The organism is Synechococcus sp. (assembly GCF_982614295.1).
Genome location: NZ_CEXBMR010000018.1, coordinates 15,940 through 30,073 on the forward strand (window position 1 = coordinate 15,940; position 14,134 = coordinate 30,073).

The window sequence follows — 14,134 nt, forward strand, 5'->3', positions numbered from 1 at the left end:
ACTAATTAGATCGTCATTCCATCGGCAATGGAAGCATTTTTCACAACCACCACGATGCCGTTGCGGATATAAAAACCGTGTTCAGGCCTATCCGCTTCCTCCAAATTGTCTTTATTTACGATCGTAACGTTGGCGCCAATGCGCACATTTTTATCCAAAATTGCTCTTTTTACGGTTGTGCCTCTTCCCACTCCCATGGGAATTCCACCATTTTCGAGCAACAGTTCTCGTTCTTCGCCGGATTCAAAATAATCAGAACCCATAACTAGAGTGTCTTGAAGAACAACCTCATTTTCGATGCGCGATCTAACTCCCAAAACGCAACGGTGAATACTGCAGGCTTTGAGCAGGGAACCTTCACCAATTATTGATTCGGTTACTTGAGCATCTTGCAACTTAGAAGGGGGCAAATATCTGTGGCGTGTGTATATAGGAAATTGTTTGTCGTAAAAGGAAAAAGCAGGATCAGGTTGAGCCGTGAGAGCTAAATTAGCCTCATAAAATGCACGAATTGTACCGATATCTTCCCAATAATCATCAAAGAAATATGACTTTAATTTTAAACCACCCTGTAAAGCAGTTGGAATGATCTCCTTACCAAAATCTGTTGCTTTAGGATTCTCAGCAAGCAATTTAAACAATACATCCCGTTTAAATACATAGATACCCATCGAAGCGAGATATGGTCTACGTGCGGCTTCAGATTCGCTCAAGCCCATGCTTGCAGTATCCACTCGCATCTCTTTAAGAGCTTCGCCTTTGGGCTTTTCTCTAAACTTACTTATCCAGCCTTCGCTATCTGTATGCATTAGACCAAAATCCTCAGCCTGCTGCGCATCAACTGGAAGAGCTGCAACTGTGAGATCGGCCCCACTAAGGCGGTGTTCTTCAACAAATAATTTATAGTCCATCCGGTAAAGTTGATCGCCGGAAAGAATTACTATCTCGTCTACATCCGAATCCTTAAATAACCATTCATACTTGCGAACGGCGTCTGCCGTGCCTTCAAACCAGCTAGGGCTATCGGGCGTTTGCTGGGCTGCTAAAACCTCAACAAAGCCCTGGCCGAAACCTGTAGAGAGATTGTAGGTCTGCGAAATATGCCGGTTTAATGAAGCGCTATTGAACTGGGTAAGAACATAAATTTGCGTGATCCCGCTATTTATGCAATTGCTCACCGGAATATCGATAAGTCGATACTTTCCAGCAAGGGGGACAGCTGGCTTAGCCCGCATCTTGGTGAGAGGGAACAGCCTGGTGCCGGCTCCGCCTCCAAGAATGATGCCCAAAACTCTTTTCATCTAACCCCTGCAGCCGAGCCACTCTGGTGGAAGCCCCCCCAATTCGGCAAGGAATTGGTTAAATCACGCTTGCTTTGTGATTAATGCTGCTCGATTTTTGTGGGCCGATTTCTAATAATCCCGCCTGCTAATCGCTGCCTTGATCGCCATCACCCTGGCCAGCAAAGGGCCCAAAGAGCCTCTCGAGGGCCTCCATGGAATGAAGTCTTTGTGAGCGGGGCTGAGGAGCCCTCAGGGCCGTTGTGGGGCCGTGGAGCACCTTGTTGATAATGCCCTTGGTGAGCGCTTCGATCACCTTGCGCTCCCGATCTGAGAGATCGGATCCCATGCGGCTTAAAGCTTTTAGCAATTCCTGCTGTCGCAATTCCTCCAGATGGCGCCGCATGCGATTGATGGTGGGAACAGCCTCTAGGCCATCCCACCATTCCAAAAACACTTGTCGGTCTTCATCGAGAAGCCGTTCCGCCTGAATAGCTAGTTCTCGTCTAGCCGCTTGGTTGCGATCAACAACCTCCTGCAAATCGTCTACGTCAAAACATTGAACATTGCGGCTGAGGCTGGTATCTGAACTGATATTGCGTGGCACACCGATATCGATCAACATCAATCTTTGATTCCTTATCAAATTATCAATTCGTTTGCTATCAATTATTGGCTCCTCGGTCCCTGTACTTGTAAATAATAGTGAGCAGGCGCATAATTGTTTATCTAACTGATCTAAACCCAAGCATTCAATAGGTAGTTCAGGGAAATCGCTTGCCAGTGCTTCTGCTTTTGAGACTGTGCGATTCAACAGAACAAGTTTTGTTGCGCCCTTGGATTGCAGATGTTGAATAAGCAACCTGGCCATACGGCCTGCTCCAACAACTGTAATTATTTCATTATTTAGTGATACCAATTCATCTTTGTCCTGTTCTTGGCCAACTTTTAATTGCGCCAATTCAACAGCAGCTGAGCTGATCGATACAGCTCCAGAACCAAGATTTGTTTCAGTGCGAACCCGCTTGCCGGTGCTAACCGCTTGATTAAGCAGGCGATTGAGAATGGGGCCAATCGATTGATGGTCTTGCCCCAATCGATACATTTTTTTAACTTGGCTGAGGATTTGGCCCTCCCCAATTACCAGGCTATCGAGGCCGGCACTAACTCTTAACAGATGCTGAATTGCCTCCTCGTGGTGTAAGGCAAATAAGTGAGGCTGTAATTCCTGGCCTGGTAAGCCACTGTGGCTGGCAAGAAAATTTTGAATTGCCTCAACACCCTCCTCGGGGTTTTTAAGCAGGCTATAGATCTCTAAACGGTTGCAGGTGCTCAGTATTGAGGTTTCCAGCACCTGGTCGTGAGCACGCAATTCCTTCAAAGATTGCTCCAAGGAATGCTCAGGAATACTCAAGCGTTCTCGGATTTCAACCGGAGCCGTGCGGTGGCTGAGGCCTACGACGGCAAGATGCATGGCTGAAACAAAGGGGATTCAATGGGAGTGGCAACCAAAATCACCACCCCCAATTGCTAGCGGTTCAAGGTGGTAGCGGAGCTCAGTGCAGGGCGATGCTTTTTGCGCCCTCTTTAATGTGCACAGTATTTGTAAACCTTGCTGTGTTGTCGAGGGTGCTGATGATCAGGCTGCTGGTGCGGGTGCAATCTTTTTCAAATTTCACACCATGGAAAAGTAAACCGTCGGTAATGCCGCTGCCTGCAAAAACAACATTTTCACCAGAGGCCAACTCTTCAGCTTCATAAACCTTATCTACATCGGTAATACCCATTTCGTTGAGGCGGGCAATATTGCCCTCTTTGGTGTAGTCAGCCCATTCAGAGGTTTGAGCCACTGCAGGGTCGTATACCAATTGACCTTGGAAATGGGCGCCAAGGGCTCGCAAAGCCGCCGCAGAGATAACCCCCTCAGGAGCTGCGCCAATTCCCATTAAGCAATGGGTGCCTGTGCCTGTAAAGCCACAGGCGATGGCTGCTTGAACATCTCCATCTGAAATTGGCTGTACCCGAGCACCGGTGGTGCGAATTTCAGCAATTAGATCTTTGTGACGAGCACGGTCCATTACAACGATTACGAGCTCTGTAGGAGCAAGACCAAGGCACTCGCTGAGGATTGCGATGTTTTCTGTTGCTGATTTGCGAATATCAACCTTGCCCTTGGCGGCAGGGGGTGCAGCCAGCTTCTTCATGTAGAAATCAGGAGCATTAAACAAACCGCCCCGATCTGAGGCGGCGAGAACCGCCATAGAGCCCCTCTGACTATTTGCGCAAAGGTTCGTCCCCTCACATGGGTCTACGGCAAAATCAACGCCCGGACCTGTGCCAGTGCCAACCTCTTCGCCGATGTAGAGCATGGGGGCCTCATCCCGCTCTCCCTCACCAATAACGATTCGGCCTTGCATGTTGATGAGTCCCATGCGTTTGCGCATGGCTTCAACTGCAGCGGCGTCCGCCTCATTTTTTAGGCCCATACCAGTGAGTTCAGCGGAAGCGATGGCCGCTTGCTCTACTACTTCAAGAATTTCCTGGATGAGGGTGCGGTCCAAGGGGGCTGGGGCAAAGAACTGTGTGAGCGACTGTATCAGCGTTTCAGGCCTGGGAGCTCCGTACAATTCCGTAATCGACTGCGTGTTCATGCCTAAGAAATCCCTTGTGATCGCCCCATCGATCCTTTCCGCAGACTTTTCAAGGCTTGGTGATGATGTGAGGGCAGTGGATCAGGCTGGAGCCGACTGGATCCATGTGGATGTAATGGACGGCCGTTTTGTGCCCAACATCACCATTGGCCCACTGGTGGTTGAGGCACTGCGGCCAGTCACCAGCAAGCCCCTAGACGTCCATTTAATGATTGTTGAGCCAGAAAAATTTGTAGCAGATTTTGCCAAAGCCGGTGCAGATCACATTTATGTACAGGTAGAGGCCTGCCCTCACCTGCACAGAAACCTTGGGCAAATTCGTGATTTGGGCTGCAAAGCCGGCGCTGTATTGAACCCAGGTACTCCTTTGAGCAGCCTTGAATACTGCCTAGAACTCTGTGATCTTGTTCTAATAATGAGTGTGAATCCCGGTTTTGGTGGTCAAAGTTTCATACCATCTGCAGTAAATAAAGTGCGCGCTCTTAGGCAGATGTGCAATGAAAGAGGCCTTGACCCTTGGATCGAAGTTGATGGAGGCATCAAAGCAAATAATGCTTGGCAAGTTATTGAAGCTGGTGCAAATGCCCTGGTTGCTGGCTCCGCCATTTTTAATACTGATAATTACGCAGAAGCTATTACCAATATTCGCAACAGCCAAGCGCCAAGCAACTGAGTAAATGTTTAATAATTGGATAATTCCCTTCCTAGAATCGTTAAGAATTAGTTTTGGGCAAAAATTAGATTTGCTTAAAGCAGGTAATCATATTTTTGATTACTACTATCAAAATAATACCTGGGGAGACAGCGAAAGCGTTTCCGGTCCAGGATCTACCTTGGTATATACAGAAAACATAAGATCAAAAATTCCAGCTCTTGTAGAAGAATTAGGAGTGCATGTAATACTCGATTCACCGTGCGGCGATTTCAACTGGTTTAGGGCTATTGAATGGAATACAGAAATTTCATATATAGGGGCAGACATAGTTAAAGCACTGATAGAAAAAAATCAGTTGCTTTATGGAGATGTAAATAAAAGTTTTTTAAGTTTGGATATAACAAATGATAAGTTGCCTCAAGCTGATCTCTGGCTATGCAGAGACTGCTTATTCCATCTTTCCTATAAAGATATTGCAGTAGCAATACAAAATTTTCTAGACAGTGATATTCGTTATATCTTAACTTCTAATCATCAAAACTGCACTAAAAACAAAGATATAACTACAGGTTCTTTTCGTTTGCTTAATCTAGAGCTGCCACCTTTCAATATCGGTAAACCTATCCATGTAATCGACGATTGGATAGAAGGGTTTCCTGAAAGGCAGCTTTGCTTGTGGGAGCGGAATACATTAATTAATAAGCTGGGCTTAAATGAGAAATTTCAAGAACTATCCTTAGAACATTAATTAAATCAAGTATCAAAGAACCAGCCATAACTGTGCAAACCAATACCCAGTAAATTCACTCCAATATAACAAACGCAAATTACCACCAGGCCTCCAATTGCAACCCATGCAGGTTTTCTACCCTGCCAACCCCTTGTTAGGCGAGTATGAAGATAGGCCGCATAAACCAACCAACAAATTAAGGCCCAAGTTTCTTTTGGATCCCAACTCCACCAACTGCCCCAAGCCTCATTCGCCCATACTGCACCACTAATTAAGCCGACGGTTAGCAACAAAAACCCAACCGTAATAGTGCGATAGCTAAGGTTATCTAAACGTTCTCCCAATCCAAAAGTTGTTGTTTCTAAGGAAACGCTTCCGCTTGCATCTAGGCGAGCCTTCTGAAAACCACCACTTCCAATTGAACTGCTGCGCAATTCTAGTAATTGGTCTCGCTCTGTTAGTAAAACAGCAACCGATAGCAGAGAACCAACTAACAAGGCGGCGTAACTCATCATTATTACGCTTACATGCATCACAAGCCAGCTAGAGCGCAATGCCGGCACTAGCGGAGCCGCGTTTTGCAAGGTGTCTGGCAAGGCAAAACTTGCGAATGCAACGCAAATCAGTGCCATTGGAGTGGTGGCAGCTGGAACTAATGGTGAGGGCCAGCTGCGCTCTACGAGAAGCTGGGTAAGGGTGCAACCCCAGGCCAAAAAACAAAGTGATTCATAAAGGTTACTGATGGGGAAATGCCCCGAATCAAGCCAGCGCAAAACCAATTGGGCTGTGAGCAGCAAATTTGCAGCCACAACCAAAATCCGTACAAGTTTTTCAGTTAGGGCACCTGGATTGCCGCTAAGACTCCAAAAAGCTATTGGTAAAGCCAATAAAAGCGAACCAAAGGCCATAAGACCAAGCAATAGAACCGGATCCGTCAAAGGAAGCGTCATGGAAGATACCTATGGTTTAGTACAAAATTAGTTGAGGAGGAGAGAATCACCATTTATTGGCTCGCTTCTCGCAACAGATAAGTGCCTCCCACAAGCCCGATAAGGACTGGAGACCAGGCGGACAGCAAAGGCGTGAGGGTTCCCTTAACGCCAAGGGAACTGAAAACAAAGGCCAAGAGGTAGTAGAGAAAAATTAAAAGTACGCTGATCCCAAATCCTTGACTTCGGCTAGTGCGACCGTTTGGCCTTGAACCCAAGCTGGCACCAATCAAGCCAAAAACTAAGCAGATAGCAGGGAAAGAGAATTTTTCCTGAATGCGAACGCGCAGTTTTCTAGCTTCCTTACGGTCTCCAGCTTGTTCGAGAATTCTTAAACCCTCCCTTGCTTGGGCTACGGTCATATTGTTTGCATCTCTCGGAAGCTCGGCAAGATCTAGAGGGCCTTGGCCGAGCGGATAAAAATAACTATCAAATTCGGCTGTTGTATTCATGCCGCCATTTTCCGAAATATTAATAACATTTCCATTTATGAACTCCCAATTTCCAGATTTTTGATCGTATCTAGCAAGTTTTGCAGTAAGCATCTGCCTGCTATTTGGCCTACTAAAGTCTAGTAAAGTAACATCAACCATCGCGCCGTTAAAATAATCTCTTGCATAGAAAAGATGAACTAATCGCTCTTTATCTCCAGCACTTGAGGAACCTACAACCTTTCCGTATCTTGGATAAATAATATTTTCACCCTTTTCAGAATCAATACTTCTGCCTAGTGCTTTCTGTAAGGTTACGTAACCGCTTCTATTAGCCGGTGGCACAATAAGGTCATTAAACATAAAAGTGAGTCCACTCATCAAAGCAGCTAAAAATATCGCTGGTAAAACAAAACGCAACGTTGAAACTCCGATGCTGCGCAGCGCTGTAAGTTCACTACCCCCTGATAAACGGCTGTAAGCCAAAAGAGTGGCCATTAAGGTAGCCATTGGAAATGAAAGAACAAGAAATCCCGGCAATTTCAGAAATAAAACTTGCGTAGCAACTGCGATCGACAATCCTGATTCAGCTACTTTGCGCACCAACTCAAAAACCACACCAACTGAAAGTGTTACAGCAGTAAAAGCTGCAATGCCAAATAACAGTGGACCAACTAATTCTGATAAAAGCCATCTATCCATTAATGGTATCGTTTGCCAACGGCGAGCAAGCGACTGAAATAAATTTCTCATAGCACAAATCCCTCGCCAAGATAATGCTTTTGAACTAATGGATTATTAGCAAGATCAAAGGCAGAGCCTGAGGCAAGAATTGAACCATCGGTAAGTATGTATGCTCGATCGGTAATAGATAAGGTTTCACGCACATTATGATCTGTAATTAACATTGCAACTCCACGATCTCGAAGCGAAATTATTAGTTGCTGCAGGTCATTAACCGCTAGAGGGTCTACACCTGCAAACGGCTCATCCAATAATAAAAATCTCGGCCCCGACACCCCAACAGCAAGGGCGCGAGCCACCTCGGTGCGCCGCCGCTCGCCACCTGAGAGCTGAAAGCCCTTACGATTTAAAAAACGCTCTAATTGAAAATCAATTACCAGTTCTTCTAAGCGCCCTCTTTGTGCACTAGAAGAAACACCGCTTTGCTGCATCGCTAATAAGAGATTATCGCGCACACTTAAATTTCTGAAGATACTTGCTTCTTGAGCTAAATAACCAATACCCTTTCGGGCCCTTTGAGGCATTGATAATTGTTTAATCGAGTTGTTATCTAAAAGCACATCACCGAGGTCTGGCTTCAACATACCAGTAACAAGATTAAAAGTAGTGGTTTTACCAGCACCATTCGGGCCAAGCAAGCCCACCACCTCTCCGGGAGCTAAAGCTAGAGAAACATCTCTTACAACAGGTTTGCCAGAAAAACTCAGAGAAACCTTTTGCAACAACAAAGTCATGGTGTCTGACGCATTATGCGAATCCAGCTTTTTACCTGTTCCCCTGCTGGTGGGTCTGCGATTAAACGATCACTTGCAACAAAATAAATAACTTTTTGAGCCTTCAGCCTATTTCCACCTTCTTGAATTACATCAACATCACCATTCAAGACAATTCTCCCCTCCTTCGTGAAATATTGGGCTTGGCGAGCCGTGGCAGTAAGCTTTTTATCTGGATAAAGAATTTTAACATTACCTGTAGCTGTTACAACCCCTGTTGTGTTGTCCGCTTGTTGAAGATCTGATTCAACAGTTATAAGAGGGGAACAGAATGCATTAGATGCGATGCTTACACCGCCTACTAATGCAAATATAAAAAATTTAAAATTCATAATATGTTTAGCTTTCAAATACGAGCAATGGCTGAGGGAAAAGAGCTATGTAGGCAGTATATTCATTTAGTGGTAGTGATTTTTCATGTTTTTGCTGGAAACATTGCAACAATTCAAGCTGTCGTTTGCACACTTTTAGCAATAACTCAACATTCAAACCTGCCGGACTAGAAAGAGAGCTATTTAGGCGACTTATCCCTTCTGCAAGTAAAAGAATAGCTCCGTTTATATTGCCATTTAATTTATGATACATCGCAACTGAAATCTGGACTATTCCATGTATCCAACGTCTTTCTGGTTCCTGAGTATCGTGCCACAAGTCTTCGAATAGATCATGGGCAATATAATAGTGGCCATGATTAAAATTTTCAATTCCACTGCAAAAGCGCTGGTCCTTAAATGCTTCCACAGGCGTTAGCGCTTCACAACCTTCTTTGAGGGAAGTTTGCGCAAGCGAATGGATTCAGGTGTAACTTCTAACATTTCATCTGGCCCTATGTATTCAAGTGCCCTCTCTAAATTCATCTGAATGGGAGTCTGAAGAGCATCCAGCTCATCTGCGCCAGCAGAACGAATATTTGTTAGCTGCTTTGCTTTACATATATTAAGTTCTAAATCCTGCGGACGGCTATTCTCACCAACAATCATGCCTTTATATACTTTAGTACCGGGCGTAATGAAAAAGACACCACGATCTTCTGCACTCTTTAATGCATAGAAAGTTGCTGTTCCTTCTTCAAAAGAAATTAATACCCCGTTGCGGCGAGCATCGAGATCACCTTGCATTCTGCGATATTCAAGGAATGAGTGACTCATAATTCCCTCGCCTCGCGTTGCCCGAATAAAATCACCACGGAAACCGATCAAGCCCCTTGATGGCACAACAAACTCAAGTTGGGTCCTTTTGTCAATTCCGGTTTCCATATTTTGCATTTCACCTTTGCGGACGCCTAATTTTTCAATGCAATTACCAACGGATTCCTCTGGAACATCAAGCACTAGTGCTTCATAAGGTTCGCAGGTATGTCCATCAATAGTTTTAAATATAACTTTGGGTTGAGATACTTGAAATTCAAAACCTTCTCGCCGCATTGTTTCAATTAGAATGCCAAGGTGAAGTTCTCCACGCCCACATACGGAAAAGCGATCTGGAGAATCTGTTTCTTCAACCCTAAGTGCAACATTGGTTAGAAGCTCTTTCTGTAAGCGATCTCTCAGCTGACGGCTGGTAACAAATTTACCTTCCTTACCGGCAAATGGTGAGTCGTTTACACAGAAGGTCATCTGAAGGGTTGGTTCATCAACCTTAATTAGAGGAAGCGCTTCTGGATTATCAGGACAGGCGACTGTTTCGCCGATATTAACATCATCAAAGCCGGCAACTGCAACAAGATCGCCGGCAAATGCCTCTTGTATTTCTATCCTTTGCAAGCCCTTAAAACCAAGAAGCTTGCTAATTCTTGCTTTTTTAATAGAGCCATCATCTTTAAGCAAAGCCGCAGTCTGACCGTTTTTAATGATTCCATTGTGTATTTTGCCAATTATGATTCGGCCAAGAAAATCAGAATAATCGAGCGTTGTTACCTGTAATTGTAATGGCTTTTCAGGATCTCCAATCGGTGGTGGTACATGACGTAAAATTGCATCAAAAAGTGGTTTCATATTTTCACTTTCTGTAGCCATATCTGGCTTGGCATAACCACCCAGACCACTACCAAATAAATATGTGAAATCACATTGATCGTCGTCTGCGCCCAGTTCAATAAATAAATCAAGAACTTTGCTAACAGCGATTTCAGGATCAGCTCTTGGTCTATCAATCTTATTTACGAAAACAATCGGCCGAAGACCCTTTTCAAGAGCTTTCTTAAGCACAAATCTTGTTTGTGGCATCGGCCCTTCATTGGCATCCACAATCAATAAACAGCCATCGACCATTCCCAGGACCCTTTCCACTTCGCCACCAAAATCAGCGTGGCCAGGGGTATCAACAATATTGATTCTTGTTTCGTTGTAATCAACCGCTGTATTCTTTGAAAGAATAGTAATCCCCCTTTCCCTTTCCAAATCGTTGGAATCAAGCACGCAAGTAGGCACAACTTCCCCGTCTCGGAAAGTTCCGGATTGCTGAAGAAGGGCATCTACAAGGGTAGTTTTGCCGTGGTCAACGTGGGCGATAATCGCGATATTGCGAATCGCTGCGCGCATGGTGCTGGCGCTCATCTCGGAAAAATTTCTAACGGATTACCAAGCGCAGCTTGCGACAGGGCTTGGCTTTCGCGACTATACCCCCCGCTGCTCATGTTTGTTTGCCGGTTGAAAGCGTTTCAAGGCATCGCTGGAGCCTTCAAAGCGCCAATGCCAGGGTTCGTAGCTCACCCCCTGACGATTACCCATGGGAAAGGAGAGTTGAAAGTGATAACGCTGAGCATTGTTTTGAAGCCAGTAAAAAGCTGGGGTGGTTTCAAAATCCACCGACAGATTGGATTGAGGCCGGCTGCCATCGCCAATATCAATTGCATAGCCGGTGCTGTGCTCTGAATAGCCAGGCGGGGCGCTTACTTTTGCCCTTGCTTCTGCAGTTTGATTTCGCTCAGATTTCACATCAAAGAAAATCTGCTTCTGAATGCTCATCGAGCGGTAGGCACTGATCAAGCGAAGATCAACTCCATCGGCTTCTGCTGCAAGGCGCATCTGCTCATAGGCCGCTGCTGCATCTGCCTGCAACAACATTCCAGGAGCAATTTCAATGAGCTGATCCGCAGTTGCTTCCGGGTAAGGGAAATGACCTAACAGACGGCCGAATTGGTCTGGTTTAACATCAATTCCAGCCACCGGTGATGGAGCCAAAAAGCCCTGACTGATTTGATCCTGGAGCAAAAATAAAGCTGCGAGCCCTGTGCCAAGTGCCAGTGCCACGCTTATGACAACAGGTCCAATTGGTAGATCACGGGATTTCGCCCCTCGCGGCACTCGCCTGGCGATTGGAACGTCTTCTCGAATGCGTTGCATTCAGACTTGCTTATGAAATCACAAAGATCGTAGTGCTGAACTCCAATTTAACCAGCGGTGCCAGTTCGGACAGTGTTAGCTTTTAGGAATGTGAATTCCTTTCTTAGGATTTATTAAATGGTGCGTGTTGCGGTTGTTGGAGGTGGTCCAAGCGGTTCCTGTGCTGCTGAGGTGCTAGCAAAAGCAGGATTAGAAACCTGGATTTTTGAGCGGAAGTTAGATAACGCCAAGCCCTGTGGAGGTGCCATCCCCCTTTGCATGGTTGAGGAGTTCAACTTACCCGAAACGATCATTGATAGAAAAGTTCGTCATATGAAAATGATATCTCCATCAAATCGAGAGGTTGATATCAATTTGGAAAATCAAGATGAATATATAGGTATGTGCCGCAGAGAAGTGATGGATTCTTTTTTGCGTGAACGCGCTGCAGAAAATGGCGCAAAATTAATCAATGGACTTGTTACTAAAATTGATACAGGTTTGAAGCGCCAAGGACCTTATAAGTTATATTATTCAGACTACAGCTCCGGCGATTCAACAGGTGTAGCTTGTAGCATTGAAGTTGATATTATTATTGGCGCAGATGGTGCTAATAGTAGGGTTGCTAAAGCTATGGACGCAGGAAATTACAACGTAGCCATTGCTTTTCAAGAAAGAATCAAATTACCGCCTGAAGAAATGAAATACTATGAAAATCTGGCCGAAATGTATGTAGGTACAGACGTTTCGCCTGATTTTTATGCTTGGGTATTTCCTAAATACGATCACGTGGCAGTGGGAACTGGCACTATGCAGGAAAACCAAAGCCTAATTAAGAGCCTCCAGCATGGCATTCGTGAACGGGCTAAAAAAAGGCTTCTAAATGGTGAAGTGATCAAGGTAGAGGCTCATCCAATTCCGGAGCATCCCAGGCCCAGGCGAGTGGTTGGTCGCATGGCCTTGGTGGGTGATGCCGCTGGTTATGTTACCAAAAGTTCAGGTGAAGGTATATATTTTGCTGCTAAAAGTGGCAGAATGTGCGCAGAACAAATTGTTGAATCATCTGCAGCTGGAAGCAAAGTACCTACCGAGAAGGATCTCAAAGTATATTTGAAGAAATGGGATCGGAAGTATGGAGCTACATATAAGGTGCTTGAGTTATTACAGAATATTTTTTACCGCAATGATGCAGCACGAGAGGCTTTTGTTGAAATGTGTGATGATAAAGATGTACAACGTCTTACATTCGATAGCTATCTCTATAAGCGAGTTGTAACAATGAATCCTTGGCAACAATTAAAACTTACTTTACTAACTATCGGTGCTGTTTTCAGAGGAAATGCTCTTGCTCCCGGCCATTATGTACCCGTAGCCAGTGCCGTAAGAACAGCGGAGGAAGCAAACTTAATGCTAACTACAGGGGCTATCAAAGGTGGAATTAAGACAACTAAAGTCAGCTAGAATGTAGGCTTGATTTTTAAGTATTCCAAGCATATTTAATCTATTTTTTCTTATGTTATGATCTTCAACCATTACCATTACACTTTGATCACCGTCAAAAAAGTTTGACAATATGTTTGAGCTGTTCGCCAAAATATTTGCTAGTTCCACATAAGCTTTTGAGCCTTTACTGCAAATATCTTCAAGTTGCTTTAACACTTTATACATTTCGTGCTCACTTACTTTTTCAAACAAATTTATATCAATAACCTCATCAGGTCTAATTGTGAGTGGGTTTAGTTCTGCTTTTTCAGCAAGCTTTGCAGCTCTTTGAACAACAACTTGTACCGCTTGTAGTGAGCCCTTGCCCCGTAGCTCCGCGAGTAATTTCACTCTCATTTGCCCATCTGTAACATTATTAAGGATTCTTTTTGATTCATTAGTTAGGCCGGCTACCGCTTGTGCAATATCTGGATCGCAACCTTGCTCCTGTAGCAAGCTTAGAAAGCGTTGCTGTAAAAATTCAGCTAGTTCAATTGCCAATTCATTTGAATTAATTGTTAAATCGGGTAAGAGATGAAACCAATGTTCGCAGGAATTTTGTAGTAGTTCCCATAGATTCAAACTCCAATTCATATCCCATAACAAAAGCAGAAGTGCATTGCCTGCTCGTCTCAATGCGTAGGGATCAGATGATCCACTTGGACGGTCTCCCTTAGCATAAATACTAAGAAGTAATTCCAATCGTTCTGCAATAGCTAATAAATTTCCTTCTTTTGATTTGGGTAAAACATCACCCGCCCCTCTTGGCAGGTAATGCTCATGAACAGCTAAGGCAGTTGCTCTGCTTTCTCCTTCTGCCAATAAATATTTAGCACCCATTATTCCTTGCAGCTCAGGAAACTCAGATACCATCTGGCTTACTAAATCGTGTTTGCAATAGTGGGCTGCCCTGCTGATTTGTTCAGCTTCAATTTTGCTGATTTCCCTATTCATTTTTATTAATTCAAATACGCACCATTCCAATCTTTTAGTGCGATCAAGCAAATTGCCTAAACCCGCCGCAAAGCTTACCCGTGAAAGCTGGGAACGACGTTCCTCACATGTAATTGCTTGAT

Annotated in this window: 14 protein-coding genes; 3 read left to right on the top strand and 11 right to left on the bottom strand. The window is 44.6% G+C overall.

Annotated elements, in window-relative coordinates:
- Window positions 1-5: 5 nt before the first annotated feature.
- The 3 genes from AC2JC8_RS04690 to glpX all read right to left on the bottom strand — a co-directional run bounded on the left by AC2JC8_RS04690 (window position 6) and on the right by glpX (window position 3,841).
- Window positions 6-1,301 carry a glucose-1-phosphate adenylyltransferase gene (locus tag AC2JC8_RS04690; protein ID WP_484401137.1) on the bottom strand — a complete coding sequence of 432 codons (1,296 nt, stop codon included), beginning with the start codon at window positions 1,299-1,301 and terminating at the stop codon, window positions 6-8.
- Between the two features lie 127 nt (window positions 1,302-1,428).
- Complete coding sequence (locus AC2JC8_RS04695) at window positions 1,429-2,754, bottom strand: glutamyl-tRNA reductase (protein ID WP_484594279.1); 1,326 nt, start codon at window positions 2,752-2,754, stop codon at window positions 1,429-1,431.
- Window positions 2,755-2,836: 82 nt separating this feature from the next.
- Window positions 2,837-3,841, bottom strand: a complete 1,005-nt coding sequence (glpX, locus tag AC2JC8_RS04700) for a class II fructose-bisphosphatase (RefSeq protein ID WP_484401140.1) — start codon at window positions 3,839-3,841, stop codon at window positions 2,837-2,839.
- Window positions 3,842-3,929: 88 nt separating this feature from the next.
- Here glpX and rpe point away from each other — a divergent pair, with 88 nt between their 5' ends.
- Window positions 3,930-4,604, top strand: coding sequence for a ribulose-phosphate 3-epimerase (rpe, locus tag AC2JC8_RS04705; protein ID WP_484401141.1), 675 nt, complete (start codon window positions 3,930-3,932; stop codon window positions 4,602-4,604).
- 4 nt (window positions 4,605-4,608) lie between these two features.
- The gene (locus tag AC2JC8_RS04710; protein WP_484594280.1) at window positions 4,609-5,334 is read left to right on the top strand and encodes a hypothetical protein; all 726 of its coding nucleotides are present in this window, start codon (window positions 4,609-4,611) and stop codon (window positions 5,332-5,334) included.
- A gap of 5 nt (window positions 5,335-5,339) precedes the next feature.
- Here the strand turns inward: AC2JC8_RS04710 and ccsB are convergent, their stop codons facing one another.
- The 7 genes from ccsB to AC2JC8_RS04745 are packed head-to-tail and all read right to left on the bottom strand — an operon-like array spanning window position 5,340 to window position 11,597.
- Window positions 5,340-6,266 (bottom strand): c-type cytochrome biogenesis protein CcsB, encoded by a 927-nt coding sequence (gene ccsB, locus AC2JC8_RS04715; protein ID WP_255130970.1) that lies wholly within the window; start codon window positions 6,264-6,266, stop codon window positions 5,340-5,342.
- 53 nt (window positions 6,267-6,319) lie between these two features.
- Window positions 6,320-7,489 carry an LptF/LptG family permease gene (locus AC2JC8_RS04720; protein WP_484401144.1) on the bottom strand — a complete coding sequence of 390 codons (1,170 nt, stop codon included), beginning with the start codon at window positions 7,487-7,489 and terminating at the stop codon, window positions 6,320-6,322.
- Window positions 7,486-8,214: an LPS export ABC transporter ATP-binding protein gene (gene lptB, locus AC2JC8_RS04725; protein WP_484401145.1), complete on the bottom strand. Its 729-nt coding sequence runs from the start codon at window positions 8,212-8,214 to the stop codon at window positions 7,486-7,488. The genes AC2JC8_RS04720 and lptB overlap by 4 nt, the downstream gene beginning before the upstream one ends.
- The gene (locus AC2JC8_RS04730; RefSeq protein ID WP_484401147.1) at window positions 8,211-8,603 is read right to left on the bottom strand and encodes an LptA/OstA family protein; all 393 of its coding nucleotides are present in this window, start codon (window positions 8,601-8,603) and stop codon (window positions 8,211-8,213) included. Before AC2JC8_RS04730 ends, lptB begins: the two co-directional genes overlap by 4 nt.
- On the bottom strand, window positions 8,593-8,994 hold the full coding sequence (locus AC2JC8_RS04735) for a DUF309 domain-containing protein (protein ID WP_484401148.1): 402 nt from the start codon (window positions 8,992-8,994) through the stop codon (window positions 8,593-8,595). Before AC2JC8_RS04735 ends, AC2JC8_RS04730 begins: the two co-directional genes overlap by 11 nt.
- A 5-nt stretch (window positions 8,995-8,999) precedes the next feature.
- Window positions 9,000-10,808: a translational GTPase TypA gene (typA, locus tag AC2JC8_RS04740; protein WP_484401149.1), complete on the bottom strand. Its 1,809-nt coding sequence runs from the start codon at window positions 10,806-10,808 to the stop codon at window positions 9,000-9,002.
- Window positions 10,809-10,868: 60 nt separating this feature from the next.
- On the bottom strand, window positions 10,869-11,597 hold the full coding sequence (locus AC2JC8_RS04745; RefSeq protein ID WP_484401151.1) for a M15 family metallopeptidase: 729 nt from the start codon (window positions 11,595-11,597) through the stop codon (window positions 10,869-10,871).
- Window positions 11,598-11,714: 117 nt separating this feature from the next.
- On the opposite strand from AC2JC8_RS04745, the gene chlP reads away from it, so the two are divergent.
- Window positions 11,715-13,037 carry a geranylgeranyl reductase gene (gene chlP / locus AC2JC8_RS04750; RefSeq protein ID WP_484594281.1) on the top strand — a complete coding sequence of 441 codons (1,323 nt, stop codon included), beginning with the start codon at window positions 11,715-11,717 and terminating at the stop codon, window positions 13,035-13,037.
- Here chlP and AC2JC8_RS04755 read toward each other — a convergent pair.
- On the bottom strand, window positions 12,987-14,126 hold the full coding sequence (locus tag AC2JC8_RS04755; protein WP_484594283.1) for a glycine--tRNA ligase subunit beta: 1,140 nt from the start codon (window positions 14,124-14,126) through the stop codon (window positions 12,987-12,989). The genes chlP and AC2JC8_RS04755 overlap by 51 nt on opposite strands.
- Window positions 14,127-14,134 lie beyond the last annotated feature (8 nt).